This window comes from Egicoccus halophilus, from assembly GCF_004300825.1.
Lineage (GTDB): Bacteria > Actinomycetota > Nitriliruptoria > Nitriliruptorales > Nitriliruptoraceae > Egicoccus > Egicoccus halophilus.
The window spans coordinates 2,574,178-2,598,528 of sequence record NZ_CP036250.1 but is presented as its reverse complement, the minus strand read 5'-3'; the positions used below and the strand labels follow the sequence as shown (position 1 = coordinate 2,598,528).

Sequence of the window (24,351 nt, the reverse complement as noted above, 5' to 3'; positions counted from 1 at the left end):
GCCGACGTGGGGCGCCTACGGTCGGCGACCCTTGCCACCCGCCGTCCCTGCGAGGGTCCGTGCCCATGACCTCCGTGACCGACGTGTTCGCCGCCCTGCTCGTGATCGGGCTGTTCCTGCTCGTGGCGAAGACGTTGCGGGCACGACTGACGGTGCTGCGCGAGTTGTTCTTGCCGGCCTCGGTGATCGGCGGCGTCCTCGCGCTGCTGGCCGGACCGCAGGTGCTCGGCCGGTTGGTCGGGGCGTTCGACGGTCCGCAGGTGCTCACCGACGGGTTGTTGCCGCCGGCGGTCGGCGAGGTGTGGGGTCAGCTGCCGGTGATCCTCATCAGCGTCGTGTTCGCGGCCCTGTTCATCGGCAAGACGATTCCGAGCATCGGTGCCATCTGGCGCATCGCCGGCCCGCAGGTCGCGCTGGGCCAGACGATCGCCTGGGGCCAGTACGTCGTCGGCATCGGGCTGGGGCTGCTCGTCCTCGGGCCCGTCTTCGGCCTGCCCCCCCTGGCCGGTGCGCTGCTGGAGATCGGCTTCGAGGGCGGTCACGGGACCGCGGCCGGCCTGGCGGACACCTTCGAGGAGTTCGGCTTCGCCGAGGGCACCGACCTGGCGCTCGGGCTGGCCACCATCGGGTTGGTCGCCGGGGTGCTGATCGGCACGGTGATCATCAACTGGGCGGTGCGCACCGGTCGCATCGACCTGGACGCCGACGGCAACCCGGTCGAGGTTGCACGGCAGGCCACCGACGACGACCTCGACGATCTCGACGACCGCGAGGGGGAACTCGCCCGCCGCGAGCACGACGAGACCGCCACCACCGACCCGCTCTCGGTCCACATCGGGTTCGTCGCCCTGGCGATCGCGATCGGCTGGCTGTTGCTCGAGGCGCTCGAGTGGGTCGAGGTCAACACCTGGGGCGGCGAGGGAGGCCTGGAACTGCTGGTGCACCTGCCGCTGTTCCCCATGGCGATGCTCGGTGGTGTCGCGCTGCAGGTGTTCCTCGACCGCACCGGTCGCGGCCGGCTCGTCGACCGCCACCTGATCAACCGCATCTCGGGGGCGGCGCTGGACCTGATCATCGTCGCGGCGCTCGGGACGCTGTCGCTCGACGCGCTGGGCGGCAATCTCGGTGCGTTCGCGGTCCTGACGCTGGCCGGCATCGCCTGGAACGTCAGCGCGCTGCTGGTACTCGCGCCGCGCATCGTGCCGCAGCATCCCTACGAGCGCGGCCTGGGCGACTTCGGACAGTCGATGGGCATGACGGTCACCGGGCTGCTGCTGATGCGCATCGCCGACCCGGCCAACCGCTCCGGTGGGCTGGAGGCGTTCGGCTACAAGCAGCTGCTGTTCGAACCGGTCGTCGGTGGCGGGCTGTTCACCGCCGCCTCGGTGCCGCTGATCGCCCAGCTCGGTGCCGTCCCGGTGCTGATCGGAACCTTCGTGCTGATGGTGTTCTGGCTGGTGCTGGGACTCCGCGTGTTCGGTCCCGACCGCGACGCGCCACATCCGGCCGAGGCCTGAACCGCGTCACTGCCCGCGTGACCAGCGGAAGTGGACGTGGAGGTGGCCCGAGTTGCCCGGGTCCTTGTCGATGCGGTGATAGCGCGCGCGGACGTCCTTGCGGTCGAGGAAGCGCAGCACCCGCTTGCGGAGCGCACCGGAGCCCTTGCCGTAGATGATCTCGAGCTGTCTGGCCCGGATCGCCTCGGCCTCGTCCATCGCTTCGCGCAGGGCGGCGTCGATGCGATCACTGCGGTTGTAGACCGGGTGCAGGTCGAGGGTGAGCTTGCGGGAGGACATGGCAACCAACCGGTCGTCGTGCGTCGAACCAGGGTAGGTCGCGGCGCCGGCGGCCCGAACGACCTAGCGTCGGCACGTCGCCCGACACGAGCGAGGAGCACCGGTGAGCTGGAACGAGCAGGACGTCCCCGACCAGCGCGGACGCACGGTGGTGGTCACCGGCGCCTCCGCCGGACTCGGGCTCGAGAACACCCGGGCGTTGGCCCGCGCCGGTGCGACGGTGGTGCTCGCCACCCGGGATGCGCGCAAGACCGCGGCGGCCGTCGAACGCGTGCGGCGCGTGGTGCCCGACGCGCACCTGGACGAAGTGTCGCTCGACCTCGCCGACCTGGCCAGCGTCCGTGTCGCCGCCGCGCGTCTGCGCGAGCGCTACGACGCCATCGAGGCGGTGATCTGCAACGCCGGGTTGATGGCCACGCCGCTGCGCCGGACCGCCGACGGCTTCGAACTGCAGCTCGGCGTCAACCACCTCGGGCACGCCGCGCTGGTCGCCGACCTGCTGCCCACGATCCGCCGGGCCGCCGACCCACGGATCGTCGTGGTGTCGTCCGAGGCACACCGGATGGGCAGCATCGACCTCGACGACCTCAACTACGAGCGGCGTCGCTACCAGCGGTGGCTGGCCTACGGACAGAGCAAACTCGCCAACCTGCTCTACGCCCGTGAGCTGCAACGACGGCTGGACGCGGTGGGAGCGCGGGTGACGGTCGCCAACGCCCACCCCGGCTATGCGCGGACCGAGTTGCAGACGAAGGGTCCGGCGCTGCAGGGCGGGCTGTCGGGCCTGGTCAACCGGGGGGCGAGCAGTGTGCTCAACACCGTCCTCGGCCAGTCCGCGGCCGACGGGGCGCTGCCCCAGCTGTACGCGGCCACGGCGCCCAACGTCCCGCCCGGCTCCTACTGGGGGCCCTCGGGACTGCTGGGCATGCGCGGCGCACCGACCCTGGTACCGGCCAGCGACGCGGCCAGTGACCGGGAACTCGCGGCGGAGCTGTTCGCGCGCACCGAGGCGCTGACCGGGGTGCCGCATCGACTCGAGGGCTGACCCGCACGCGAGGGCCGAACGCGTCAGCCCGGCGTGCGTGACGGGCGGGACGCCTCGTTGGCGGTGTCGTCGAACCGCAACCGGGCGCTGAGGCGGCGTTCACACCCCGTTGGCCGCTGCACCACCGGGCCTACCTAGCGTGCCGGACGATGTCCGAGTGGGCATCCCGACGCGCCGGCCGCAGCGGCCGAACGTCGGCGAGGAGGCAAGGAGCGCCGCCCCGATGGTCACGCCGACGATGTTCCCGGAACTCGATCCCGACGAGCAGCGCAGCAACGACGCCGACAACCGCCCGTTCGGTGCGGTCGTCGAGGCACGCCTGTCCCGTCGCAACGTGCTGCGCGGTGGCGCGATCATGGCCGCCGCCGGCTTCCTCACGCTCGGCAACGGCCTCGGCACGGGCGCCAGCGGTGCGCTCGCGGCCCCGCCGGCCGGTGCGGCCAACGGCAACGGCCGCGCGGCCCGGTCGCTGCTGGGCTTCCCCGCGGTGCTTACCGGCACGGCCGACACGATCGTGGTCCCCGACGGCTACGTCGCCGAGGTGCTCATCCCGTGGGGAGAGCCCATCCGCACCGACGGGCCGGCCTGGAAGGCCGACGCCAGCAACACCGCCGCCGAGCAGGCCGAGCAGATCGGCATGCACCACGACGGCATGCACTTCTTCCCGCTCGGCGACGGACGCCGCGGCAACGAGAACGGGTTGCTGGTCCTCAACCACGAGTACGTGGACCAGACCCTGCTCAGTCCCGACGGCGCCGGCACCATGACCCAGGCGAAGGTCGACAAGGCGCTCGCCGCCCACGGTGTCAGCGTCGTCAACGTCGCGCTCGTCGGCGGGCGCTGGCAGCGGATCGACTCGAACCACAACCGCCGGATCACCGGTACGACCTCCATGGCCTTCTCGGGACCGGTCGGTGGCGACCATCCGAGGCTGCGGACCTCACGCCCGGTCGGGGGCACCCTCAACAACTGTTCCCACGGGGTCACGCCGTGGGGGACCTACCTCACCTGCGAGGAGAACTGGAACGGCTACTTCGGCACGCAGGACACCGGGTGGGTGCCGGACGCCGAGGAACGCCGCTACGGGATCAACGCCAACGGGTTCGGCTACCGCTGGGCACACGGTGGACGAGCGGTTCGACGTGGCCCGCAACCCCAACGAACTGCGCCGGTTCGGCTGGGTCGTCGAGATCGACCCGATGGACCCGACGAGCACGCCGGTGAAGCGCACCGCGATGGGCCGCTTCAAGCACGAGGGCGCCACCGTCACCGAGTCGCGCGGCCGCGTCGTGGTCTACAGCGGTGACGACCAGGACGGCGACTACGTCTACAAGTTCGTCGGCACCCGTCCGTGGCGGGCCGAGCTCGCCCGTGGCCGCAGCCCGCTCGACGACGGCACGCTCTACGTGGCCCGCTTCGATGACGACGGCACCGGCGTGTGGCTGCCGTTGGTCCACGGTCGCGGTCCGCTCACGGCTGCCAACGGCTGGGTCGACCAGGCCGACGTGCTCATCCGCACCCGTCAGGCGGCCGACGCGGTGGGCGCCACCCCGATGGACCGCCCGGAATGGGTCGCCGTGCATCCGCGCAACGACGACGTCTACCTCACGCTGACCAACGGTGCCGGCTGGGCCGGCAACGTCAACCCCCGTCAACCCAACCCCTACGGGCACATCGTGCGCTGGACCGAGACGCACGGCGACAACACCGCGACCACCTTCGCCTGGGACCTCTTCGTGCTCGCCGGTGACCCGGCCTACGACGCGCGGGTCGAGCTCGACGCGGACAGCATGTTCGGTTCGCCCGACGGGTTGTGGTTCGACCCCGACGGGCGGCTGTGGATCCAGACCGACGTCTCCAACTCGGCGCAGCTGCGCCCCCAGGCCGGCCACGACAACCTCGGCAACAACGCGATGCTGGCGGCGGACCCCGACACCGGCGAGATCCGACGGTTCCTCGTGGGCCCACGAGGCTGCGAGATCACCGGGGTGGTCACCACCCCGGACCAGTCGACGATGTTCGTCAACGTCCAGCACCCGGGCGAGTCGACGCCTGCCATCGGTGCGCCGACGCCCGCCGACCCGCAGGCCGTGAGCAGCTGGCCCGATCACGACCCGGCCGGCCGTCCGCGCTCGGCGACGGTCGTGATCCGCAGGATCGGCGGCGGCAAGATCGGCGCGTGACCCCTGCCGGTGGACACCGGTGTGGCGGCGCGCCTCGCAGCGGGCGCGCCGCTCGCGTTCCGGGCCGTCCGATCACCTGGCACGGTGACCGGCCAGCACGCAGGCTCTACGGTGGCGCCCGAGACGCGACCGGTCGGGGGGCGAGCAGACGTGGGAGACGGATTCCTGCTGCTCGTGGCGCTCGCGCTCGTGTGGCCGCTCGGGGCCGGGCTGGTCACCGCCGTCCGAGGTCCGCGACGCGAGCGCCGCTGGCGGTACTTCGCCGTCGCGGCGGTCGCGGCGACCGTCGTCGGCGTCGTCCTGTTCGTCGTCTCGCTCGTGACGTTCGCGGCTGACGGCACGACCGGAGCGATGGTGTCGCTGGGGATGAACATCGGTGCCATCGCCTGCCTGGTGGGGGCGATCCTCAGCGGTGTGGTCGCCGGCATCCTGCGTCACACGCCCCCGCCGGGCTGACCGCGCGGCGTGAACGCCGTGGAACCTGCGTCCCGGGAAAGGATCGTCCGTCGAGCGTCTGCGGGTCGTGGAGGACCACCTCGTGGTCCTGGTGGTGCTCACCGCCCTGCTCGGCCTGGTCGTGCCGTGGACGGGCGAGGCGCTGCAGCCGGCGGTGACCCCGCTGCTGGCGCTGCTGATGCTGGGTGTCAGCCTCACGTTCGACCTGGCCACGCTGCGTTCCGTCCTGCGGCGGCCGCGGGTCGCCCTGCTGGCCACCCTGCTCGTGTACGGGCCGATGAGCCTGCTGGCACTCGGTCTGGCGACGCTCGTGTTCGGCGACGGGCCGCTGTGGCTCGGGCTGGTGCTGCTGGGCACGTTGCCGACGGACGTCTCCTCACCACTGCTGGTCTGGCTCGCCCGCGGCAACGTGGCGCTGGCGACCGTCTGCAACGCGCTCAACACGGCGCTCGCCCCCGTGCTCGTCCCGCTGCTCTTCCTCGGCTACACCGGGGTCCGCCTCGACGCCCCGGTCGTCTCCCTGGCGGGTGAGCTGGCGCTGACCGTGCTGGTCCCCACGGTGCTCGGCGTGGGGCTGCGGACCCGGTTCCCGGGCCGGGTCGCCCGGCTCGAGCCGGCGCTGTCGGCGACCGGGTCGTTGACCTACCTGGCCCTGCTGCTCGCGGTCGTCGGGCCGAACGCCGACCTGGTGCGCGCCGAGCCGGCGACCGTGGGGCTGCTCGTGGGCGTCGCGGTGGCGCTCAACCTCGCCGGGTACCTGGTCGCGCTGGCGGCGAGCCCACTGCTGCCCGCGCGGGACGACCGGGTGGCGATGTGGTTCACGGTGAGCAAGAAGGAGTTCTCGATCGCGGCGTTCCTGGTCGTCGCGAGCGGCCTGCCCGACGCGGTCGCCCTGCCTGCGGTCGTCTACGCGGTCGTGCAGATGCTGACCTCACCGCTGGTCGCCCGGCGGGCGGCGCGCAACGACGACACTCCCGACCGCGATCGGCCGCCGCCGGTCCGGGGCTCCGGCTAGCGTGCCGCCCGCCGTTGCGCCGGCAGGGCCGTCGGGCCGGAGGTCGAGTCGAGACCGGGGAGGCGGGGAGGCGGGGAGGCGACATGGGTGAGATCGCGGTGGTGGTGCTCGGCGGGTTGTTGCAACTGGCCGTGATCGTCTATGCGTTCGTGCTGGTGAAGCGGGTGGCCGACGGCGTCGAGCGGCTCGAGGACACGGTCGATCGGCGCCTGCGCGCGCTCGAGCGGGCGTTGCAGCCACCCGAGCCGCGCGACCAGGTGTCGTGGCCGGACCAGCCCTGACCTGACGCGGCGCGCCGACCGTCGGCGGCGAGGGTCGGCGCGCCGGCCCGGGTCCGGTGTCGGCTGCCCGGTCGGCGTCGGGACCACGGCGATTCGGCGCGGGCCACTCCCGGTAGGGTCCGGCCCGATCTACCGCCGCGGCCCTGAGGTCTGGATGTACCACCTGCTCGTGCTGGTCGTCGGGTTGCTCGCGCTCGCCGCCGTCGCCGTTCCCCTGGTCCTGCGCGAGCGGCTGATCTCCTATCCGATCGTCGTCGTGACGGTCGGTGTGCTCGTGGCGCTGCTGCTGCCGGAGGTCGACTTCGACCCGGTCGTGCACGGCGGTCTGGCCGAGCACCTGTCCGAGTTCGCCGTCATCGTCGCCCTCACGGGCCGGGGACTGTCGCTGGACCGTCGCGTCAGCTGGCGGGGCTGGATGTCGACCTGGCGGCTGCTGGCCATCACGATGCCGCTGTCGATCCTCGCTGCCGGGGGTGCTCGGTTGGCGGGTGGCCGGGCCCGCACCGGCGGCGGCGATGCTGTTCGGTGCGTCGCTCGCGCCCACGGACCCGGTCCTGGCCGTCGACGTGCAGACCGGTCCACCGACCACGGGCGCCCCCGACGCCGACGAACCCGACGAGGTCCGCTTCGGCCTGACCTCGGAGTCCTCGCTCAACGACGGCCTCGCGTTCCCGTTCACCAACCTCGCGGTGCTGGTCGCCGTGGCCGGGTGGGCGCCGGGGGAGTGGCTCGGCGCCTGGTTCCTCGACGACGTGCTCTACAAGATCGCCGGGGGCCTGGTGCTGGGCTGGCTGGTGGGCCGGCTGCTGGGGTGGGTGGTGGTACGCCTGGTCGGCGGGGCGGGGTATGCGGGGATGCTGCGCGACGGTGAGGGCCTCGCGCCGTCCGTGCTGGCGCTCGCGTTCACGCTGATCTCCTACGGGATCACCGAGGTGGCCCACGCCTACGGGTTCATCGCGGTCTTCGTCACCGCCTACGTGATCCGCGACACCGAGCGTGCCAACCACGTGCACGACCACCTGCATCGCCGACGTCCTGTGGTCCCGCGTGAGCTGGCCGGTGGTCCTGGTCGGCGTGTCGCTGGTGGTGGCCCGCCCGCTGGCCGGCTGGATCGGCCTGCTCGGGTTTCGCGGAGGTACGCGGGCGGAGAACGCCGTCATCGCGTTCTTCGGCATCAAGGGCCTCGGATCGCTGTACTACCTCGCCTACGGGCTCAACCGCACGGACCTCGGGGAGGAGGGCTACCTGCTCTGGGCCCTGACCGCCGTGACGATCTTCACGTCGTTGCTCGTGCACGGCTTCACGGCGCGACCGGCGATGCGGTGGCTGGACGGACGGCGTGCCGTCGACGGTCAGGCGGACCCGCGGGCGTGGACCGACACCGCGTAGTCGGCACCTTCGCGCCAGGGGTCGCGGTCCCAGGTGGCGTAGCGCTCCCGCAGCGTCAACCCGGCGGCCGCCGCCTCGGCGTCGTAGGTGGCGAGGTCGTAGTCCCGGTCGAGCGAGAAGCCGGCGACGAGCACGCCACCCGGTGACACGTGGCGGGCGCTCCCGGCGACGACGGCGGCGGTCGTGCCGGGCGGGGTGAACAGCACCACGTTCCCGGCCATCACCACCACGTCGAAGGTCCGACCGAGGTTCAAGTCGGCCAGGTCGGCCTCCACCCAGTCCACCTCCGGCCCGCGGGTGCGGGCGGTCGAGAGCATCGACCCGCTGACGTCGACGCCGACCACCTCGACCCCACGGGCCGTGAGTTCGATCGCCACCCGACCGGTGCCGCATCCAGCGTCCAGCACCGTTCGCGGCGCGTAGCGCTGGACGAAGGCCACCTCGCCGTGCAGGTCGACGCCCTGCAGGCGCTGCTCGATGCGGCGCTGGTACTCCTCGCCGTCCCAGTCGGTCATGCGCGGGTGCCGTTCCGTTCGTCGGTCGCGCCGGGACGTCGGCGAACCGGCGGCGCCGGGAACCTAGCCCGGCCGCGGCGTCGACGGTGCCGCCCGCGGCGGCCGATAGGCTCCTCGCACGGGCACACCGGCAGGAGCCGTGACGACGGTGAGGCAGGACCGAGGGGTGGTCGTCGGGCTCGTCGCCGCCGTCGGCGTCCTGGTCCTGGCGGTGCTCGGGGCGTCCACCGGTGCCCCCTGGCAACTCGAGCCGCGCGACGTCGGCTCGCCGATCGCCCCGCCGACGGGTGAGCAGGAGCCACCGCCGCTGGTGGAAGGGCTGCCGCCGCCGCCGGAGACGGGCTCGCCGACGATCGACCTGTCGTGGTTGCGCTGGGTCGGCTGGCTGCTGGCCATGGCACTGGCCGCCGGTGCCGTGTGGTGGCTGTGGACGCGGTATGCCGGCCGGGTGCCGCCCCCCCGCCGGATCCCGGGTGCGGGCGACGAGGTGACGGCCGGGGAGTTCACCGACGAGCCGGAGCTGCCGGTGCTCCGACGCGGCATGCTGGATGCCGCTCGCGCACTCGAGGACCGTCGGGCGCCGGCCGATGCGGTGATCGCCGCGTGGCTGGCGCTCGAGCAGGCCGCGGAGGTCTCGGGCGTGCGACGCCGCCCGGCGCAGACACCGACCGAGTTCACCGTCGCCGTGCTCGAACGCACCGCCGCCGACGCCGCCACGACGAACGAACTGCTGGCCCTCTACCACCGGGCCCGTTTCTCCGGCCGGCCGGTCGGCCCCGACGACGTCGCCCGGGCGCGCGACTGCCTCGGACGGCTCGCCGCCGACGTCGAGGCGTCGAACGCCGGCCGGGACGCACCGTGAGGGCGGATCGGGGCCCGCTCCTCGCCGCCGGTGCCCTGGCGGTGGTGGCCGGGCTGGCCGCCTGGGCGATCGGCGTCGACACCGCCCGCAGCGGCCTGGTCGCGGCCGTCGTGATCGTCCTGGCCGCCGCACGCCACCTGTTGACCGAGCAGTCGGCCGTCCGCCGCACCGACCGGTGGCGACCACGCGCCGTGCCCCTGCCCGTCGGCACCCGTCGCGAGGTCCGGCAGCTGTCGTGGCGGCTGAGCAGCCGGCGGGGACAGGTGTCGCCGACGGCCGTCGCGCGCCTCGCGGCCCTCGCCCGTGTGCGTCTCGCCCGCCGGGGTCTGGACCTCGACGAGCCGGGCCAGGCAGCGGTGGTGCGGCGCCTGGTCGGCACCGGTGCCTACCGGGTCCTGACCGGGGACGAGGGCCGCCCGATCGGCCTGTGGGCCTTCTCGCGGGCCGTCGACGCGGTCGAGCGGCTCGATGCGACCGACGCCGCGCCCGACGCCGGCAGCGCACCGCAGGGCCGTCCGACGCCCCACGACCGTCCGCGACCGATGCCCGTCCCGCTCCCCACCCGTGAGGAACGCGCCCGATGACCGTGCCCACCGTCGTGTCCGCCGACCCGCTGCCCATCGAGGAGGTCGCCCGGCTCGGATCGGCCGTGCTCGACGAGGTGGGCACCGCGATCGTCGGCATGCGCACCGCCCTGCGCACGGCCCTGGCGGCCGTGCTCGCCGGCGGCCACGTGCTGTTCGAGGACGTGCCCGGGCTCGGCAAGACGCTGGCCGCCCGCAGCCTCGCCACCGCCCTGGGGCTCGATTTCCGCCGCCTGCAGTGCACGCCCGACCTGCTGCCCTCCGACATCACCGGCTCGTACGTGTTCGACCCGTCGGACGCCACGTTCGGGTTCCGGCCCGGACCGGTGTTCACCGGCCTGCTGCTCGCCGACGAGATCAACCGGACCGCGCCGAAGACGCAGTCGGCCCTGCTGGAGGCGATGGCGGAGCGCCAGGTCACCGTCGAGGGCACCACCTACGCGCTCGCGCGGCCCTTCCACGTGATGGCGACCTCCAACCCGGTGGAGTACGAGGGCACCTATCCGTTGCCGGAGGCGCAGCTCGACCGGTTCCTCGTCCGCCTGGCGGTCGGGTACCCGGATCGCGACGCCGAGGTGGACGTGCTGCTGCGACGGTTGGCACGACGCACCGAAGAGGTCACCGTGGGGCGGGTGGTCGATGCCGCGACGCTGCTGGCCATGCAGGCCGGGGTGGAGATGGTCGAGGTCGATCCGGACGTGCTGCGCTACGGGGTCGACCTCGTCGACGCGACCCGACGGCATCCGGCCGTGGAGGTGGGGGCCTCGCCACGTGGGTCGCAGGCGCTGGTACTCGTGGCGCGGGGCGTGGCGGTGCTGGCCGGTCGCGGCTACGTCACCCCGGAGGACGTCAAGGACGTCGCCGTTGCCGCGCTGGCGCACCGGCTGACCCTCACGCCCCAGGCGTGGGCGCAGGGGACCCAGGCCGAGGCCGTGGTCGCGTCGTTGCTCGACCAGGTCGCCGGCCCGGCGAGCGCCCGCCGCGCCGCGCCGTGAGTGCGAGGGCGCCGGCCGCGTCGGATGCCCCGGGCGGGGGCGTCTCGGGGGCGGGCAACCGAGCACGCGATCCGGCGGCGGGAGGATCGACGGACGAGGTCGCGCCGGCGCCGTGGCGGGTCGTCGGCAACGCGGTCCCGCGGCTGGTCGCCGGCGGGGCCCTGCTGCTGCTCGGCCTGCTGATCAACCGTGGTGACGTCGCCGTGCTCGGCGTGGTCCTGGTGGCGCCGGTCGTCGTCGACGTGCTGCGCGGCCCCCGGGGTCGGCCCGAGATCCGTCTCGACGGACCGGCGTTCGCGCCGGCGCTCCGCCGCGCCACGTCCGCGCTGGTGATCGACCCGCCGGCCGGGACCGGAACGCTGCTGCTACGGGTCGGCGCGGCGGAGCACCGCGACCTCGAGGTCCTGATCGACGGCGGCGGGCGCCGCACCCTGACCCTGGCGCTCACCACCGTGCGTACCGGACGACAGGCGTTGTTCGGCGTCGACCACCGGGCCCGCGGTCGGTATGCGGCCGTCGGCAGTCCGGCGGAGCGCGCCGGACCGGTGAGCCTGCTCGTGCTGCCCCAGCCGGTGCCGCTGCAGCAGGTCCCACTGCCGCACCGCCTGCAGGGCCTGACCGGTTCCCACCGCTCGGCGCGTGCCGGTGACGGCGGGGAGTTCCGGGACCTGGCGGTGTTCACGGCGGGGGACCGGTTGCGGCGCATCGACTGGAAAGCCACCGCGCGACGCGGGACCGGCCCTGCGCCCGCCACCACCGGCGCGGGCGTCTCGCCCGAAGCGCGTACGACACAGCTCTACGTGCGGCGGACGTTCGCCACCTCGGACGCCCACGTCATGCTGGTGGTCGATGCCCGCGACGCCCTCGGCCCGGACGTGTCGACGTGGGCGGTCGGGGGGGTGCACCCACTCGAGCCCACCTCCCTGGACCTCGCCCGACAGGCGGCGATCTCGCTCGCCAGCCACTTCCTCGACCTCGGCGACCGCGTCGGGGTGGTCGAGTTGGGCCGTCGCCAGCGTCCCCTGCGTCCGGCAGGCGGCCGCCGCCAGCTGCGGAAGCTGGCCCACCACGTCGCGCTGGCGCAGGCGGAGCGCGACCCCAGCGCGTCGGCGCCCGACCCACAGCTGCCGGCCGGCGTGCTCGTGATGGTGCTGTCGACCTTCCTCGACGACCGTGCCGTCGAGCTGGCACGGACCTGGCGGTTCGCCGGCCACCGCACGATCGCCGTCGACGTGCTGCCGCGGACCGTGCGCGAGCACCTCGCCGCCCGCGAGGTGCTGGCCCACCGCCTCGTGGCGATGGAACGTGCGGACCGGTTGCGGACCCTCGGCGCTGCGGGCGTGGAGGTCGTCGAGTGGCGTGACCCGGACGCGGGCCGCGTCGCCGGCGCGCAGCTGGCGGCACGGTCACGGGTGCGTCGGTCCGGCCGATGAGCACCTTCGCCCGCACACGCGACCGGTGGTCCCTGCGCCTCGGGCCCGCTCGCCGCCGGCCGCCCGCGCCCCGGCCCGCGGTCGTCGACCTCGGTCCCACCCTGCCGGCCTGGACGCTGCGGGTCGCGTGCGTCGTGGTCGCCGGAGCCTGCACCGTGCCCCTGTTGCCGGCCGCGCCGCTGGCGTGGTTCGCCGTGGGCGCACTGCTGGTGACCGTCGCCGTGCGGCCCGGCGGTGCCGGTCCGTCGCTGCTGGCCGTCGGCGTGGGCCTGCTGTGGGCCCTCGCCCCGACGGCACCGTTCGCCTGGCCGCTGTTCGCCCTGGTGTCGGGGGTGCACCTGGTCGTGGACCTGGCGGCCCTCCACGGCGACCTCGCCGTCGGTGGCCGCGTCGAGCGTCGCGTGCTGCGGCGGGCCGCAGGAGCGTGGCTGGCGGTGCAGGTGCCGATCCAGGCGCTCGCGCTGGTGGCTCGGCAGCTGCACGTCGCGGACATCGCCTCACCCTGGCCCCCGCTGGCCGCCGGCGTCGGGCTGGCGGTGCTCGCCTGGGCGCTGCTGAGGACCGTGCGGGCACGCGGTTGACCGCGGCTGGCCGCCGACCCGCGCGTCGTGGTCCGTTCGCGGTGCGTCGGCGGTCCGTCAGTGACTCCGCTTGACGGCACCGTCGATGAGCGCATCGGCGGCCTCGGCCAGGCGCAGGCCGGTGATGTCGAGCCGGCGCAGCAGTTCACGTCGGCGCAGCAGCAGGCTGTCGACGGCCTCGTCGGTCGTCAGCAGGGTGGCCATCGCCCGCTGGTAGCTGCGTCGGACGTCGTTCTTCTTCGACTCGGCAGCGTGGCGGGCGGCGTCCTGTGGCCGCTCGATCAGCACCTCGATGGCCCGGCGCAGGGAAGCCAGACCGGCAGCGAGGTTGTCGACGGGCTCGACGAGCAGGGGCTCGTCGCGGAAGCCGTACAGGTCGAACTCCCGGGCGAGGTCGCGCAGGTTGTCGAGCACGTCGTCGATCGAGCGGGACAGTCGGTTGAGGTCCTCGCGGTCCATCGGCGTGGCCAGCGTGCGCCGCAGTTCGAGGATCAGTTCGCGCCGGGCGTCGTCGCCCTCGCTCTCGACGCCATCCATGCGCTCGGCCCCCGACGTCGGGGCGATCTCGCCGGTGGCCATCGCGCGGGCGAGCTCGACCGCCTCGGTGGTCGCCGTGACCTGTGCGAGCAGACAGGCGACGAGGTCCTCGTCGCTGCCGCCGGTCAGGTTGCGCCAGAATCGTCGCAGACGCTGCTGCACGGCCCGGTCCTCTTCGTCGTCGGCGGTCACCGGACCGCCAGGGTGAGCAGGGTCGCGAGCGCCGCAGCGGCGAACGCGCACGGCAGGGTGATGATCCAGGCCGTGCCGAGGCGACCGACGGCACGCCACCGCACGCTGCGGTAGCCGCGTTCGAGGACACTGCCGACCAGACCGCCGGAGATCGCCTGCGTCATCGACACCGGCGAACCCAACGCCCCGGTGGCCAGCACCACCGACGCCGAGGACAACTCGGTGACCACCGCCTGGTGGGGGCGCGAGGGCACGACGCCGCTGCCCAAGGTCCGCGCCACGCGGGGCAGGCCGACGACCGCCCCGAGCAGGAAGGCCCCCGCCGCGACGGCGAGGTGCCAGGTGACCAGCGGGACCCCGTCGGCCGAAGCCGTACCGGCGGCGACGGCCAGTACCGCCAGCATCTTCTGCCCGTCGTTGGCGCCGTAGGCCAGGCACTGGGCCAGGAACCCCAACCGGTGCCATCGACGCACCCGCTGGTCCAACGGTCCGGGCGACGGCCAGGCGGTGACCACGCGGCCGAGCCCGCGGGCCACCAGCACCCCGGCGAGCGGGGCGAGCGCCGCCAGCACGAGCACCTGCGCGACGGTGCTCCAGGTGACCGGCAGACCGGCGCCCACGCCGGCACCGGCGATGGCGCCGACCACCGCCAGCGTCAGGCTCGTCGGCAGCCCCCGGGCGGCCAGCAACCAGGTCACGGTCACGGAGGCGACGACCGCCAGTGTCAACGCGAGTTGCCCGTCGGCCCCGTCGAAGGAGACCAGCCGCCCCGCGAGCGTGGCCGCGACCGCCGTCCCGACGAGCAGCGGTGCCAGCGCGACGAACAGCGCGGCGAGGACCACCCCGATCAGCGGCCGATGCCCGCGGACCGACAAGCCGACCGACAGCAGCGCGCCGCCGTCGTTGACCCCGTTGACGAACGCGAACGCGACCGCCACCGCCAACAGCCAGGTCAACGTCGTCGGGAGAGGGCCGGTCGGTGGCGACCGAAGCCCCCTGCCCGGGGTCCGTCCTGCCCGCCCATGACCCGTCCTCGTCGTCCGGCACCGGAACCTGGTGGTGTCCGCGTGCGCCGGTGCGTTGCGCGCGCCGCCGGCGCCGGCGCCGGCGCCGCAGCCTACGACCGCGCGGGTGCGGTCGTGGACCGCCCATCCGTTGGTCGTCGGTGTCCGTTCACCGACGACGGTCGTCCGCCATGCCGACGAGGCCCGTCCGCCGGGTCGGGGCGTCCGTCGCACGGGCATGGCAGCATGCCCCGTCCGGACGGAGGAGGCGGCGTGCCGACGATCGCGGTGAACGGGACCCGGCTGTACTACGAGGACGTCGGCACCGGGCCGGAGACGATCCTGTTCAGCCATGGACTGCTGTGGGACCGCCGCCTGTTCGAGCCGCAGGTCGCGGCCCTGCGCGCGGACTACCGGTGCATCGCCTACGACCACCGCGGCCAGGGCCGCAGCGCCGTGCCGAGCGAGGCCACCATCCCGACCGACCTGCTGGCCGCCGACGCCATCGCGCTCGTGGAAGCGTTGGGCGTCGGCCCGGTGCACGTGGTCGGGCTGTCGATGGGCGGCTTCGTCGGCATGCGTCTGGCCGTGTGGCGTCCCGACCTCGTGCGCTCGCTGTGCCTGATCGAGACCTCGGCCGACCCCGAGCCGCGCCCCAATGTCCCGCGCTACAAGGCACTCAACCTGGTGGTGCGCCTGGCCGGGGCCCGTGCGGTCTCGTCGCGGGTCCTGCCGATCATGTTCGGGCGGACGTTCCTGGACGATCCGGACCGGGCGGCCGAACGTGACCGCTGGCGGGGCATCCTCGAGAGCAACGCGAAGAGCGTCACGAAATCGGTCAACGGCGTGCTGCAACGGCCGAGCTTCGCCGATCAACTGGCCCACATCGAGGCACCGACGGTGGTCGTCGTCGGCGACGAGGACGTGGCGACCACCCCGGCCAAGGCGCAGCGGATGGTCGATCGGATCCCCGGTGCGCGGCTGGTCCGGATCCCCGCAGCCGGGCACAGCAGCACCATCGAGCAGCCCGAGGCGGTCACCGCCGCGATCCGTTCGCTGCTCACCGAGGCGTCCGACGGCGCGCCGTCACCGGAGGCGGCCCCGTGAGCACACCCGGGAGCGAACGCAACGTCCTCGGTGGTCGGCTCGAGGGCTGCAGCCTCGACCCGCTGACCGGCTGGTTCCGCGACGGGTCCTGCCGCACGGGGCCCGACGACCGCGGCAGCCACACGATCTGCGCCGTGATGTCGGCCGAGTTCCTCGCCCACCAGCGCCGTATCGGCAACGACCTGACCACTCCGCGGCCGCAGTTCCGCTTCCCGGGCCTGACACCGGGGGACCGGTGGTGCGTGACCGCGCCCAACTGGCTGCTCGCCCACCGCGACGGCGCGGCCGCCCCGGTCGTGTTGGCCGCCACCAACGAACGGGTGCTCGACGTCGTGCCGCTGGCGGTGCTGCGCCAGCACGCCGTGGACGTCCCCGACGACCCTGGGATGCTCGGCGGCTGACGCTCGCGGCTCGCTACCGCGAGCGGCGGCCCCGTCGGCCGGCGGCTTCAGGCGGTGGGCGGGGCGACCGTGAGCGCCACGACGAGGTCCTGCACGAACGTGGGGTCCTCGAGCTGGTCGCCGAGGCGTTCGCGGACCTGCGTCATGCGGTAGCGGACCGTCTGCGGGTGCACGTGCAGGTCGGCGGCCACCGCGCTGCGGCGGCCCTGGTGCAGCACCCAGGCGCGCAGCGTGTCGACCAGACGCTCGGCCGTGTCGGCCGGCAGGTCGGCGAACGGCGCCAGCACGCGGCGACGCAGGTCCGCGAGCGCGTCGAGATCGGCGCCGACGGCGAGGGCGGCGAGGTGGTCGACGCTGTCGAGCGGCGCCCCGGCCGGCGGGCCGAGCAGCGCCCGTGCCCGGACCGCCAGCCGCAGGGAGTCGGCCGCCCGCGTCCACGGCCGCGCCGGGCCCACCACCGCCGAGGTCGAGGCCAAGACGTCGAGCAGCTGGGTGCGCCGTCGCGCCGCGTCGGGGACCAGCAGGACGTGCAGCGGCACGTCGGTGCGCAGCTCGATCGCGTCACCCGGCAGGTTCAGCGTGTCGGGGGCCAGCCGCCCCAGCACCTCGTGCACCCGGGCCGCCGGGACCAGCAGCGCGGTCAGGGTCTCCGGGGGCGGCCAGGCGGCCCGCTCCGCCAGTTCGCGCAGCGTCTCGATGGAGGCGCCCGACACCAGCGTGCGGGCGAGCTGTTCGCGGTACTGCTCACGGCGACGACCGGTGGAGGCGAGTTCGTCGGCGTGGCCGGCCAGGCTCGAGGCGGACAGGGCGTCGATGTAGGCGAACACCAGCGCGGCGAAGTGGGCCACGTCGCTGGCCGGCACGCCACTGGCCACGGCCGTGTCCGACATCTGCTGCCAAGCCGAGCGGGCGCCGACCCGGTAGGCGGCCAGCAGCGCGTCCATGGTCCGTCCCGAGCGCGCCTCGCCACGACCCAGCCGGTAGGCCCCTTCGGTGGCCGCCTCCAGCGGGCTGGTGCCGCCCACCGGTTCGGGCCGGGCGACCAGACGCAGGAACGTCGCGAGGGCGTCCTCGACGGCCCGGGCGATCGTGGCCCGCATCTCCGCGTCCAGCGAGCCGGTGTACTCGGGCACCTCGGCGGTGATCGCCTCGACGGTGCGCGCGGCGATCTCGGGCAGCTGCGCCCGAAGATCCTCGACGACCACCGGCGGCAGGACGGGGTCACCGACGGCAGGTGTCCCGCGAGTAGTTCCAACCACGGTGAGGATCTCCCGAACGACCCCGTCCTTGCGCCTCTGCGAACAAACTTCGGCACGGGTTCCACCTTCATAGCACAGGACGTTGACCGGTGGGAGTGAGAGGCTGGTGACATGTTGCGTCCCACCACCATGCCGTCGTTCACCGACCGCCTGACCCGTGCCGCGTCACGGGTCGTCCAGGTCGCGGCCACGCCGTTGGCTCCGGCCGACTACCTCGAGCTCTTCGACCGGCTGCACCCCGCGCTGGGGTTGCGGGCCCGGGTCGTGTCCGTCGACCCCGAGACCCGCGACGCCGCCACCGTGGTGCTGCGTCCCGGGCGCGGCTGGCGCCCCCACGTCCCGGGCCAGTACGTCCGCCTCGGCGTGGACGTCGAGGGCGTGCGGCACTGGCGGACCTACTCACTGACCTCGCCGCCCGACCGCGACGACGGCTGCATCAGTGTCACGGTCGAGACCGTTCCCGACGGCGTGGTCAGCAATCACCTCGTGCGGCGGACCCGCCCCGGCACGGTGGTCCAGCTCGAGCTCGCCACCGGCGAGTTCGTCCTGCCGTCCGTCACCCCACCGCGGACGCTGTTCGTCACGGCCGGCAGCGGCATCACGCCGGTCATGGGCATCCTGCGCAGCCGCCTCGACGACCTCGACGACGTCGTGGTGGTGCACGCGACCTCGACACCGGAGCGGGCCATCTTCGGTGGCGAGCTGCGGGCGATGGCGGCGGCCGGCCGGTTGCGGTTGGTCGAGCACGTCACCCGCCGCGAGGGTCGCCTCGACCCGGCTGGCCTGACCCGGCTCGTGCCGGACCTGCACGAGCGCGAGACCTGGGCGTGCGGCCCCGGTGCGCTCCTCGACGTCCTCGAGGAACACTGGGACGCTGCTGGTATCCCCGAGCGCCTGCACCTCGAGCGTTTCCGTCCCGGCACCGTCGTCACCGGTGAGGGCGGCACGGTGCACTTCCGGCGCAGCGGGCAGGACGTCGAGGCCGACGGTGCGACCCCACTGCTCGAGGCCGGCGAGGCCGCCGGGGTCCTGATGCCCTCCGGTTGTCGGATGGGCATCTGCTTCGGCTGTGTCGTGCCGCTGCGCGAGGGCGCCGTGCGGGACCTGCGCACCGGCGAGCTGACCGTCACGACCGCCGGTGACGAGCCCCCCATGGTGCAGACCTGCGTCAACGCCGCCGCGGCCACCTGCAGCTTCGACCTCTGACGCCCGCGCGTCCCGATCCGACCCGTCGTCCCAGACCGCCCGCACGCCCCACCCGCACCGATCCACCTGCCGACGCCCGCACCGCCGCGTCCGGCGCGCACGCCACCGAGGAGTTCCCATGACCACCCTGCAACGCAAGCCCGTCGACCCGACCGCCCACCTGAGCGAGGAGGACATCGAGGCGCTGGGCCGGGAGCTCGACGCGATCCGCGCCAACGTGATGGACAGCCGGGGCGAGCGCGACGCGGCCTACATCCGCAAGGTCATCGAGGTGCAGCGCACCCTCGAGCTCGGCAGTCGGGCCGTGCTGCTGTTCTCGCTGTTCCCGCCGGCGTGGCTGGCCGGCACCGCCGGGCTGTCGCTGGCGAAGATCCTCGAGAACATGGAGATCGGCCACAACGTCATGCACGGCCAGTGGGACTGGATGCGTGACCCGAAGATCCACTCGACCACCTGGGAGTGGGACAACGTCGCGCCGGCGGAGATGTGGAAGCACTCACACAACGAGCTGCACCACACCTACACCAACGTGATCGGACGGGACAACGACCTCGGCTACGGCATCATGCGGGTCGACGAGGACCAGCCCTGGAGCCCGTTCTACCTCGCGCAGCCGCTGTGGAACCTCGTCAACGCCTGCATCTTCCAGTACGGCATCGCCGCCTATGACCTCGAGGTCGGCAAGTACCTCAAGGGGCGCAAGGACGCAGCCGAGTTCCGCACCCAGGCCAAGAAGGTGTTGCGCAAGGTCCGCCGACACTTCGTGCGCGACTACGTCGTCCATCCGCTGCTGTCTGGTCCCGCGGCCGTCACGACCGTCGCGGCGAACCTGACCGCCAACCTCGCGCGCAACCTGTGGACCCACTCGGTCATCATGTGCGGTCACTTCCCCGAAGGCGTCGAGACGTTCGAGAAGACCTCGATCGAGGGCGAGACCCGCGGCGAGTGGTACCTGCGCCAGATGCTCGGTGCCGCCAACATCAGCGGTGGGCCGCTGCTGCACATCCTGACCGGCAACCTGTCCTACCAGATCGAGCACCACCTGTTCCCGGACATGCCGAGCAACCGGTACCAGGAGATCTCGCCCAAGATCCAGGACCTGTTCGAGCGCTATGGGCTGCGCTACGTGTCCGGGCCGCTGCCGCGCCAGGTCGCGTCGGCCTGGGCGAAGGTGATCCGCCTGTCGTTGCCCAACGACGCCCTCGAGCGCCTCGGTCTCGCCGGCCGGGACGCCGCCGACGCGCCGCTCGCGGCCGTGCCCTCGGCGGCCTGACCACCCCGGGCGGTCACGTCTCGACATAGCCTCCGAAGCGCTGGCCGCGGTGCGCCGCCAGCGCCTCGGCGGCCGCGTCGAGCCCGACCGGCCGCCCGCCACCGTCCCACCGCACCACCTGCAACCGCAGCGTCGCGCCGCTCGACCGCGGACGCCAGCTGCCGACGGCCTCGGCGCCGATCAGCAGGGCGCCCGGGCGGCCGAGCACCCGCCACAGGTCCCTTCGGGCTGCGGCGTCCGGGACGAGCAGCTCGCGATCGCGCGCCTGCAGCCACGGGTCGAACGCGCCGAGCAGGCGGACGGTGTCGTCGCCGGGCGGGTCGGCGAGCAGGTTCCGGTCGGCCTCCAGGATCTCCCGCCGCTCACCGTCGACGGTGACCGGCAGGGTGTCCGGTGGCCAGTGTGCCTTCACGGTGCGCACGGGCGCGTCGAGGTAGCTGGCCACGAGTTGCGCTGTGGTGGGTCCGAGCAGGTGGACCGCGGCACGGATCGGGTCCAGCCGCCCCGGGACCTCGCTGGCCGGACCCTCCCAGCCCTCGAGCCGGCGCAGCACCGGCGGGGACGTGCCGGGCTCCAGTTCGAGCCCGGCCGGCAACGCCGCGAGCCGGAACGGCTGCTCGTGAATGTGCACCGCCTGGCACGGCCGGCACGTCCGAAGGTAGGGCGCAGGCAGGCGGCGGGTGAGTTCGGCGGAGACCTCGCCCTTCGCACGGGGTTCGTCGACGATGTCGCGCAGGTGCCCGGCGACCGTCCGCAGCGCGTCGAGCACGGGGATGCCGGCCTGGCGCAGCGGCCGAGCAGCGTCGAAGATCCGCTTGCGGGCGTCGGCCTCGTCGTAGGGGGCCGTGGCCGCGGCGACCGTGGCGACCTCCCCGCGACGGTAGGCGTGCGGCGCGCCTCGGAGCGTCCAGGCCAGTACGAGCGCGTCGTCGTCGACCGCCGAGCCGCGCAGCGACAGTGCCCAGCGTGCGGCACCCGGCCCGCCGGTGTCCTGCACGCCGAGGTCGAGCACCGCGGCGTCGGCGCCGGCGTGGTCGCCCGGCTCCGACCCCACGCCGGCACCGTCCCCGGCCAGCCCCTGCTGGGTGGCCCGGAATCGCAGCACGCGCGCACGGGAGACGTCCATGACGACGTCCTACCACCTCGATACGGTCCGTGGCGGTCCGCATCGAGGTGCGTGACGGGACGGCACGGTCGACGGTGGTGCTACCCGACGGGGGCAATGAACGAGGGGCCGGGGAGCGTGCGCGGGCTGCCCGGGCGGCGCGACAACCGTGACCCGGTGGGCGTACGGTCGGTGGAGAAGGGGAGTACCCCGACCTCGTCGGCATCGTCAGGACGGCCCACACGGGCCCGGTGTCGCGCCCGGCTCGACCGGGTGGGGGAGACCTTCGGCATCCGCTGCGCGTCCGCACCTGCCGAAGGCCTCCACGATGACCTCGCCCGTCTCCCCGCCCGTCTCTCCGTCCGTCACCGGGGCCCCCGAGCCGCACGCGCGCGCCGCGGCCGACGTCGCCCGTGCGCTCGGCGTGGACCCCACCACCGGCCTGTCCGACGACGAGGCCGGCCGGCGGCTCGTCGCCAGTGGGCCGAACCGTCTCGCCGCCCCGCCGCGCCCGTCGCGACTGGCCCGCTTCGCCGCCCAGTTCCGCAGCCTGCTGATCCTGATCCTCGTGGTCGCCGCCGGGCTCGCGGCGCTGGTCGGGGAGACCAAGGACGCGATCGTCGTCGGGGTCGTCCTGCTCCTCAACGCGACGCTCGGCTACGTCCAGGAGGGCCGTGCCCAGCGCAGCATGGACGCGCTGTCGGCGATGCTCACCACGCGGGCCCGCGTCCGCCGCGACGGACGGCTGCTGGAGGTCGACGGCACCGAGGTCGTGCCCGGCGACCTTGTGCTGCTCGACGCGGGGGACCGCGTGCCCGCCGACGGTCGGCTGTGGCACGCCACCGGACTCGCCGCCGACGAGTCGTCGCTGACGGGTGAGGCGGTCGCCGCCGACAAGGCCGTCGCGCCGGTCGACGCCGACGCGCCGGTCGCCGACCGCGACAGCATGCTGTGGACGAACACCACGGTGGTGCGCGGCCGGGCGGAGCTGCTGGTGACCGCCACCGGCATGGCGACCCGCGTCGGGCAGGTGGCCCGCCTGCTGGCCGAGGCCGCACCGCGCCCGACGCCGCTGCAGGAGCAGATCGAGGCGCTCGGCCGGCGGCTGGCCGTTATTGCCGGCGTCGCCGTCGTGGCGGTGCTGCTGCTGTCGCTGGCCCGCGGCGAGGCCCCCGGCGCCGCCGCCATGGACGCCATCGCGCTGGCCATCGCCGCCGTGCCCGAAGGGCTGCCGGCGGTCGTGACGGTCACGCTCGCGGTCGGCACCGCCGGCATGGCGCGCCGGCGGGCGATCGTCCGGCGGCTGTCGTCGGTCGAGACGCTCGGGTCGGCGACCGTGGTCTGCACCGACAAGACCGGCACCCTGACCCGCAACCAGATGACCGCACGCGTGCTGTGGCACGCGGGTGAACGCTTCGCGGTCGAGGGTGACGGGGTCGCGGGCGGGGGACGGCTCGTGGGGCTGCCCGCCGGTGGCGCGACGGTGGGCTTCGACGCGATGGTGCGGGCCAACGACGCCGACGTCCGCGGCGGCGTCGTCGTCGGTGACCCGACCGAGGTGGCCCTGCTGGTGCTGGCGGAGCGGGCCGGCGCGGACCTCGCCGTCCTGCGGTCGCGTCCCCGCGTGGCGGAGCTGCCCTTCGACGCCGCCCGCAAGTACATGGCGACCCTCCACGCCGACGACGCCGGGGACGGCGGCCTGCTGCACGTCAAGGGCGCGCCCGACGTGGTGCTGCCGCGGTGCGGGGCCGTGGTCGGCCCGAACGGGATCGTGTCGCTCGACGCCGCCTGGCGCGAACGGATCCTCGCGGCGACCGACGAGCTCGCCGGTCGCGGGATGCGCACCCTCGCGGTCGCCAGCCGCCACCTCGACGTCCCCCTCGACGCGGACGCCGACGTCGAGGCGCTGGTCGAGGAGCTGGTGTTCGCCTCCCTCGTCGGCATCGTCGACCCGCCGCGTCCCGGTGTGGCCGAGGCGGTCGCGACCGCCCAGCGCGCCGGTATCGCGGTGAAGATGATCACCGGGGACCACCCCGCGACCGCGACCGCCATCGCCGCCGAGCTCGGCATCCCCGGCCGCACGGTGACCGGCGTCGAGCTCGACCGGATGGACGACGACGAGCTCGAGGCCAGCGTCGAGGACATCGGGGTGTGCGCCCGGGTCGCTCCCGAGCACAAGGTCCGCATCGTGCGGGCCCTGCAGCAGCGCGGCCACGTCACGGCCATGACCGGCGACGGCGTGAACGACGCGCCGGCGCTCGAGCGGGCCGACATCGGCGTCGCGATGGGCATCGCCGGCACCGAGGTCACCAAGCAGGCCGCCGACGTGGTCCTCGCCGACGACGACTTCACCACCATCGTCGCCGCGGTCGAGCGTGGCCGGGCCATCTACGACAACATCGTCGCGTTCGTGCGGTTCCAGCTCGCGACCAACATCGGCGCGATCCTCACGATCCTCGTCGGACGCCTCGCCGGGCTGCCGACGGTCTTCACGGCCGTGCAACTGCTGTGGGTGAACCTGATCATGGACGGCCCGCCGGCCCTGGCGCTGGGCGTCGACCCGGCGCATCCCGACACCATGCGGCGGCCGCCCCGGGACCGTCGGACACAGATCCTCGACCGGCAGCGGCTCGGCCGGTTGCTGCTCAGCGGCGGCGTCATGGCCGCCGGCACGCTCGGTGTGTTCGGCTGGACCCTGCGGACCTCGGGCGACGAGGCGGTCGCGGGCACGCTGGCCTTCACCACCTTCGTGCTGTTCCAGTTCGGCAACGCCCTCAACGCCCGCGCCGAGCGGACCACCGTCTTCTCGCGCCACACCCTGCGCAACCGGCACCTGTGGGTCGCACTGGCCGTGGTCCTGGCGCTGCAGGTCCTCGCCGTCCAGGTGCCGGTCGTCGGCCAGTTCGTCGGGACGGTGCCGCTGACGGCGCGCGCGTGGGCGGTGGCCGCCGCGGTGGCCACCACGGTGGTGATCGTCGAGGAGGTGCGCAAGCTGCTGCACCGCCGATGATGCGGCGTGCGTCGTCGTGGCGTGGCGTGGCTGGGAACCGGTGCCGGCACCGGTTCCCAGCCCACCGTCGGTGCCCCGGGCGTTCGGTTCGGCGGGCACCGGCGCAGGTGCCGGTCGTCGCC

At 74.0% G+C, this 24,351-nt stretch carries 22 protein-coding genes and 2 pseudogenes; 18 read left to right on the top strand and 6 right to left on the bottom strand.

Going from position 1 to position 24,351, the window contains the following annotated elements; genetic code table 11:
* The first annotated feature begins 65 nt into the window (after positions 1 to 65).
* Entirely contained in the window at positions 66 to 1,517 is a 1,452-nt protein-coding gene (locus ELR47_RS11665; RefSeq protein WP_130650051.1) for a sodium/glutamate symporter, read from the top strand.
* Positions 1,518 to 1,523: 6 nt separating this feature from the next.
* Here the strand turns inward: ELR47_RS11665 and ELR47_RS11660 are convergent, their stop codons facing one another.
* On the bottom strand, positions 1,524 to 1,796 hold the full coding sequence (locus tag ELR47_RS11660) for a Smr/MutS family protein (RefSeq protein ID WP_130650050.1): 273 nt from the start codon (positions 1,794 to 1,796) through the stop codon (positions 1,524 to 1,526).
* A gap of 103 nt (positions 1,797 to 1,899) precedes the next feature.
* Here ELR47_RS11660 and ELR47_RS11655 point away from each other — a divergent pair, with 103 nt between their 5' ends.
* From ELR47_RS11655 to ELR47_RS11625, 7 genes and pseudogenes are all read left to right on the top strand, one after another.
* Complete coding sequence (locus ELR47_RS11655; RefSeq protein WP_130650049.1) at positions 1,900 to 2,841, top strand: oxidoreductase; 942 nt, start codon at positions 1,900 to 1,902, stop codon at positions 2,839 to 2,841.
* A 238-nt stretch (positions 2,842 to 3,079) separates the two neighbouring features.
* Positions 3,080 to 5,024, top strand: a pseudogene (locus ELR47_RS19365) (PhoX family protein).
* Positions 5,025 to 5,174: 150 nt separating this feature from the next.
* On the top strand, positions 5,175 to 5,480 hold the full coding sequence (locus ELR47_RS11645; protein ID WP_130650048.1) for a hypothetical protein: 306 nt from the start codon (positions 5,175 to 5,177) through the stop codon (positions 5,478 to 5,480).
* A 67-nt stretch (positions 5,481 to 5,547) separates the two neighbouring features.
* A complete protein-coding gene (locus ELR47_RS11640) occupies positions 5,548 to 6,495 on the top strand; it encodes a bile acid:sodium symporter family protein (protein WP_205745220.1) in 948 nt (315 codons plus the stop codon).
* A gap of 83 nt (positions 6,496 to 6,578) precedes the next feature.
* Entirely contained in the window at positions 6,579 to 6,776 is a 198-nt protein-coding gene (locus tag ELR47_RS11635; RefSeq protein WP_130650046.1) for a hypothetical protein, read from the top strand.
* A gap of 515 nt (positions 6,777 to 7,291) precedes the next feature.
* Positions 7,292 to 7,738: pseudogene (locus ELR47_RS19360) on the top strand (cation:proton antiporter domain-containing protein); the annotation flags it as partial.
* 34 nt (positions 7,739 to 7,772) lie between these two features.
* Positions 7,773 to 8,165, top strand: a complete 393-nt coding sequence (locus ELR47_RS11625; protein WP_130650045.1) for a cation:proton antiporter domain-containing protein — start codon at positions 7,773 to 7,775, stop codon at positions 8,163 to 8,165.
* On the opposite strand, the gene ELR47_RS11620 is transcribed toward ELR47_RS11625, so the two are convergent.
* Entirely contained in the window at positions 8,129 to 8,680 is a 552-nt protein-coding gene (locus ELR47_RS11620; protein ID WP_130650044.1) for a class I SAM-dependent methyltransferase, read from the bottom strand. The two genes, ELR47_RS11625 and ELR47_RS11620, sit on opposite strands and share 37 nt — an antisense overlap.
* 148 nt (positions 8,681 to 8,828) lie before the next feature.
* Here ELR47_RS11620 and ELR47_RS11615 point away from each other — a divergent pair, with 148 nt between their 5' ends.
* The 5 genes from ELR47_RS11615 to ELR47_RS11595 are packed head-to-tail and all read left to right on the top strand — an operon-like array spanning position 8,829 to position 13,135.
* Positions 8,829 to 9,542, top strand: coding sequence for a DUF4129 domain-containing protein (locus ELR47_RS11615; RefSeq protein ID WP_165404027.1), 714 nt, complete (start codon positions 8,829 to 8,831; stop codon positions 9,540 to 9,542).
* Positions 9,539 to 10,126 carry a hypothetical protein gene (locus tag ELR47_RS11610; protein ID WP_130650042.1) on the top strand — a complete coding sequence of 196 codons (588 nt, stop codon included), beginning with the start codon at positions 9,539 to 9,541 and terminating at the stop codon, positions 10,124 to 10,126. Before ELR47_RS11615 ends, ELR47_RS11610 begins: the two co-directional genes overlap by 4 nt.
* Complete coding sequence (locus tag ELR47_RS11605; RefSeq protein WP_130650041.1) at positions 10,123 to 11,121, top strand: AAA family ATPase; 999 nt, start codon at positions 10,123 to 10,125, stop codon at positions 11,119 to 11,121. Before ELR47_RS11610 ends, ELR47_RS11605 begins: the two co-directional genes overlap by 4 nt.
* Positions 11,118 to 12,554, top strand: a complete 1,437-nt coding sequence (locus tag ELR47_RS11600; protein WP_130650040.1) for a DUF58 domain-containing protein — start codon at positions 11,118 to 11,120, stop codon at positions 12,552 to 12,554. Before ELR47_RS11605 ends, ELR47_RS11600 begins: the two co-directional genes overlap by 4 nt.
* Positions 12,551 to 13,135 carry a hypothetical protein gene (locus ELR47_RS11595; protein WP_130650039.1) on the top strand — a complete coding sequence of 195 codons (585 nt, stop codon included), beginning with the start codon at positions 12,551 to 12,553 and terminating at the stop codon, positions 13,133 to 13,135. The genes ELR47_RS11600 and ELR47_RS11595 overlap by 4 nt, the downstream gene beginning before the upstream one ends.
* Positions 13,136 to 13,192: 57 nt before the next feature.
* Here ELR47_RS11595 and ELR47_RS11590 read toward each other — a convergent pair whose 3' ends face one another.
* Positions 13,193 to 13,834 carry a DUF47 domain-containing protein gene (locus ELR47_RS11590; protein ID WP_205745219.1) on the bottom strand — a complete coding sequence of 214 codons (642 nt, stop codon included), beginning with the start codon at positions 13,832 to 13,834 and terminating at the stop codon, positions 13,193 to 13,195.
* Between the two features lie 26 nt (positions 13,835 to 13,860).
* Positions 13,861 to 14,820 (bottom strand): inorganic phosphate transporter, encoded by a 960-nt coding sequence (locus tag ELR47_RS11585; protein ID WP_130650038.1) that lies wholly within the window; start codon positions 14,818 to 14,820, stop codon positions 13,861 to 13,863.
* A gap of 321 nt (positions 14,821 to 15,141) precedes the next feature.
* Here ELR47_RS11585 and ELR47_RS11580 point away from each other — a divergent pair, with 321 nt between their 5' ends.
* Complete coding sequence (locus tag ELR47_RS11580) at positions 15,142 to 15,975, top strand: alpha/beta fold hydrolase (protein ID WP_130650037.1); 834 nt, start codon at positions 15,142 to 15,144, stop codon at positions 15,973 to 15,975.
* The gene (locus tag ELR47_RS11575) at positions 15,972 to 16,376 is read left to right on the top strand and encodes a DUF2237 family protein (protein WP_130650036.1); all 405 of its coding nucleotides are present in this window, start codon (positions 15,972 to 15,974) and stop codon (positions 16,374 to 16,376) included. Before ELR47_RS11580 ends, ELR47_RS11575 begins: the two co-directional genes overlap by 4 nt.
* 47 nt (positions 16,377 to 16,423) lie before the next feature.
* On the opposite strand, the gene ELR47_RS11570 is transcribed toward ELR47_RS11575, so the two are convergent.
* Positions 16,424 to 17,635, bottom strand: a complete 1,212-nt coding sequence (locus ELR47_RS11570) for a PucR family transcriptional regulator (protein ID WP_130650035.1) — start codon at positions 17,633 to 17,635, stop codon at positions 16,424 to 16,426.
* 111 nt (positions 17,636 to 17,746) lie between these two features.
* Here ELR47_RS11570 and ELR47_RS11565 point away from each other — a divergent pair, with 111 nt between their 5' ends.
* Positions 17,747 to 18,841: a ferredoxin reductase gene (locus tag ELR47_RS11565; RefSeq protein WP_130650034.1), complete on the top strand. Its 1,095-nt coding sequence runs from the start codon at positions 17,747 to 17,749 to the stop codon at positions 18,839 to 18,841.
* A 118-nt stretch (positions 18,842 to 18,959) separates the two neighbouring features.
* Complete coding sequence (locus ELR47_RS11560) at positions 18,960 to 20,114, top strand: fatty acid desaturase family protein (RefSeq protein WP_130650033.1); 1,155 nt, start codon at positions 18,960 to 18,962, stop codon at positions 20,112 to 20,114.
* A gap of 13 nt (positions 20,115 to 20,127) precedes the next feature.
* Here the strand turns inward: ELR47_RS11560 and ELR47_RS11555 are convergent, their stop codons facing one another.
* A complete protein-coding gene (locus tag ELR47_RS11555; RefSeq protein WP_130650032.1) occupies positions 20,128 to 21,240 on the bottom strand; it encodes a DNA glycosylase AlkZ-like family protein in 1,113 nt (370 codons plus the stop codon).
* Positions 21,241 to 21,547: 307 nt separating this feature from the next.
* Between ELR47_RS11555 and ELR47_RS11550 the strand changes: the two genes are divergently transcribed.
* On the top strand, positions 21,548 to 24,229 hold the full coding sequence (locus tag ELR47_RS11550; protein WP_130650031.1) for a cation-translocating P-type ATPase: 2,682 nt from the start codon (positions 21,548 to 21,550) through the stop codon (positions 24,227 to 24,229).
* Positions 24,230 to 24,351 lie beyond the last annotated feature (122 nt).

Bases quoted from the DNA above. Each gene is read 5' to 3' on its own strand.
- ELR47_RS11605 (WP_130650041.1), top strand. From the start codon at position 10,123: ATGACCGTGCCCACCGTCGTGTCCGCCGACCCGCTGCCCATCGAGGAG.
- ELR47_RS11595 (WP_130650039.1), top strand. From the start codon at position 12,551: ATGAGCACCTTCGCCCGCACACGCGACCGGTGGTCCCTGCGCCTCGGG.
- ELR47_RS11565 (WP_130650034.1), top strand. From the start codon at position 17,747: ATGTTGCGTCCCACCACCATGCCGTCGTTCACCGACCGCCTGACCCGT.
- ELR47_RS11560 (WP_130650033.1), top strand. From the start codon at position 18,960: ATGACCACCCTGCAACGCAAGCCCGTCGACCCGACCGCCCACCTGAGC.
- ELR47_RS11665 (WP_130650051.1), top strand. From the start codon at position 66: ATGACCTCCGTGACCGACGTGTTCGCCGCCCTGCTCGTGATCGGGCTG.
- ELR47_RS11635 (WP_130650046.1), top strand. From the start codon at position 6,579: ATGGGTGAGATCGCGGTGGTGGTGCTCGGCGGGTTGTTGCAACTGGCC.
- ELR47_RS11660 (WP_130650050.1), bottom strand. From the start codon at position 1,796: ATGTCCTCCCGCAAGCTCACCCTCGACCTGCACCCGGTCTACAACCGC.
- ELR47_RS11620 (WP_130650044.1), bottom strand. From the start codon at position 8,680: ATGACCGACTGGGACGGCGAGGAGTACCAGCGCCGCATCGAGCAGCGC.
- ELR47_RS11555 (WP_130650032.1), bottom strand. From the start codon at position 21,240: ATGGACGTCTCCCGTGCGCGCGTGCTGCGATTCCGGGCCACCCAGCAG.
- ELR47_RS11550 (WP_130650031.1), top strand. From the start codon at position 21,548: ATGACCTCGCCCGTCTCCCCGCCCGTCTCTCCGTCCGTCACCGGGGCC.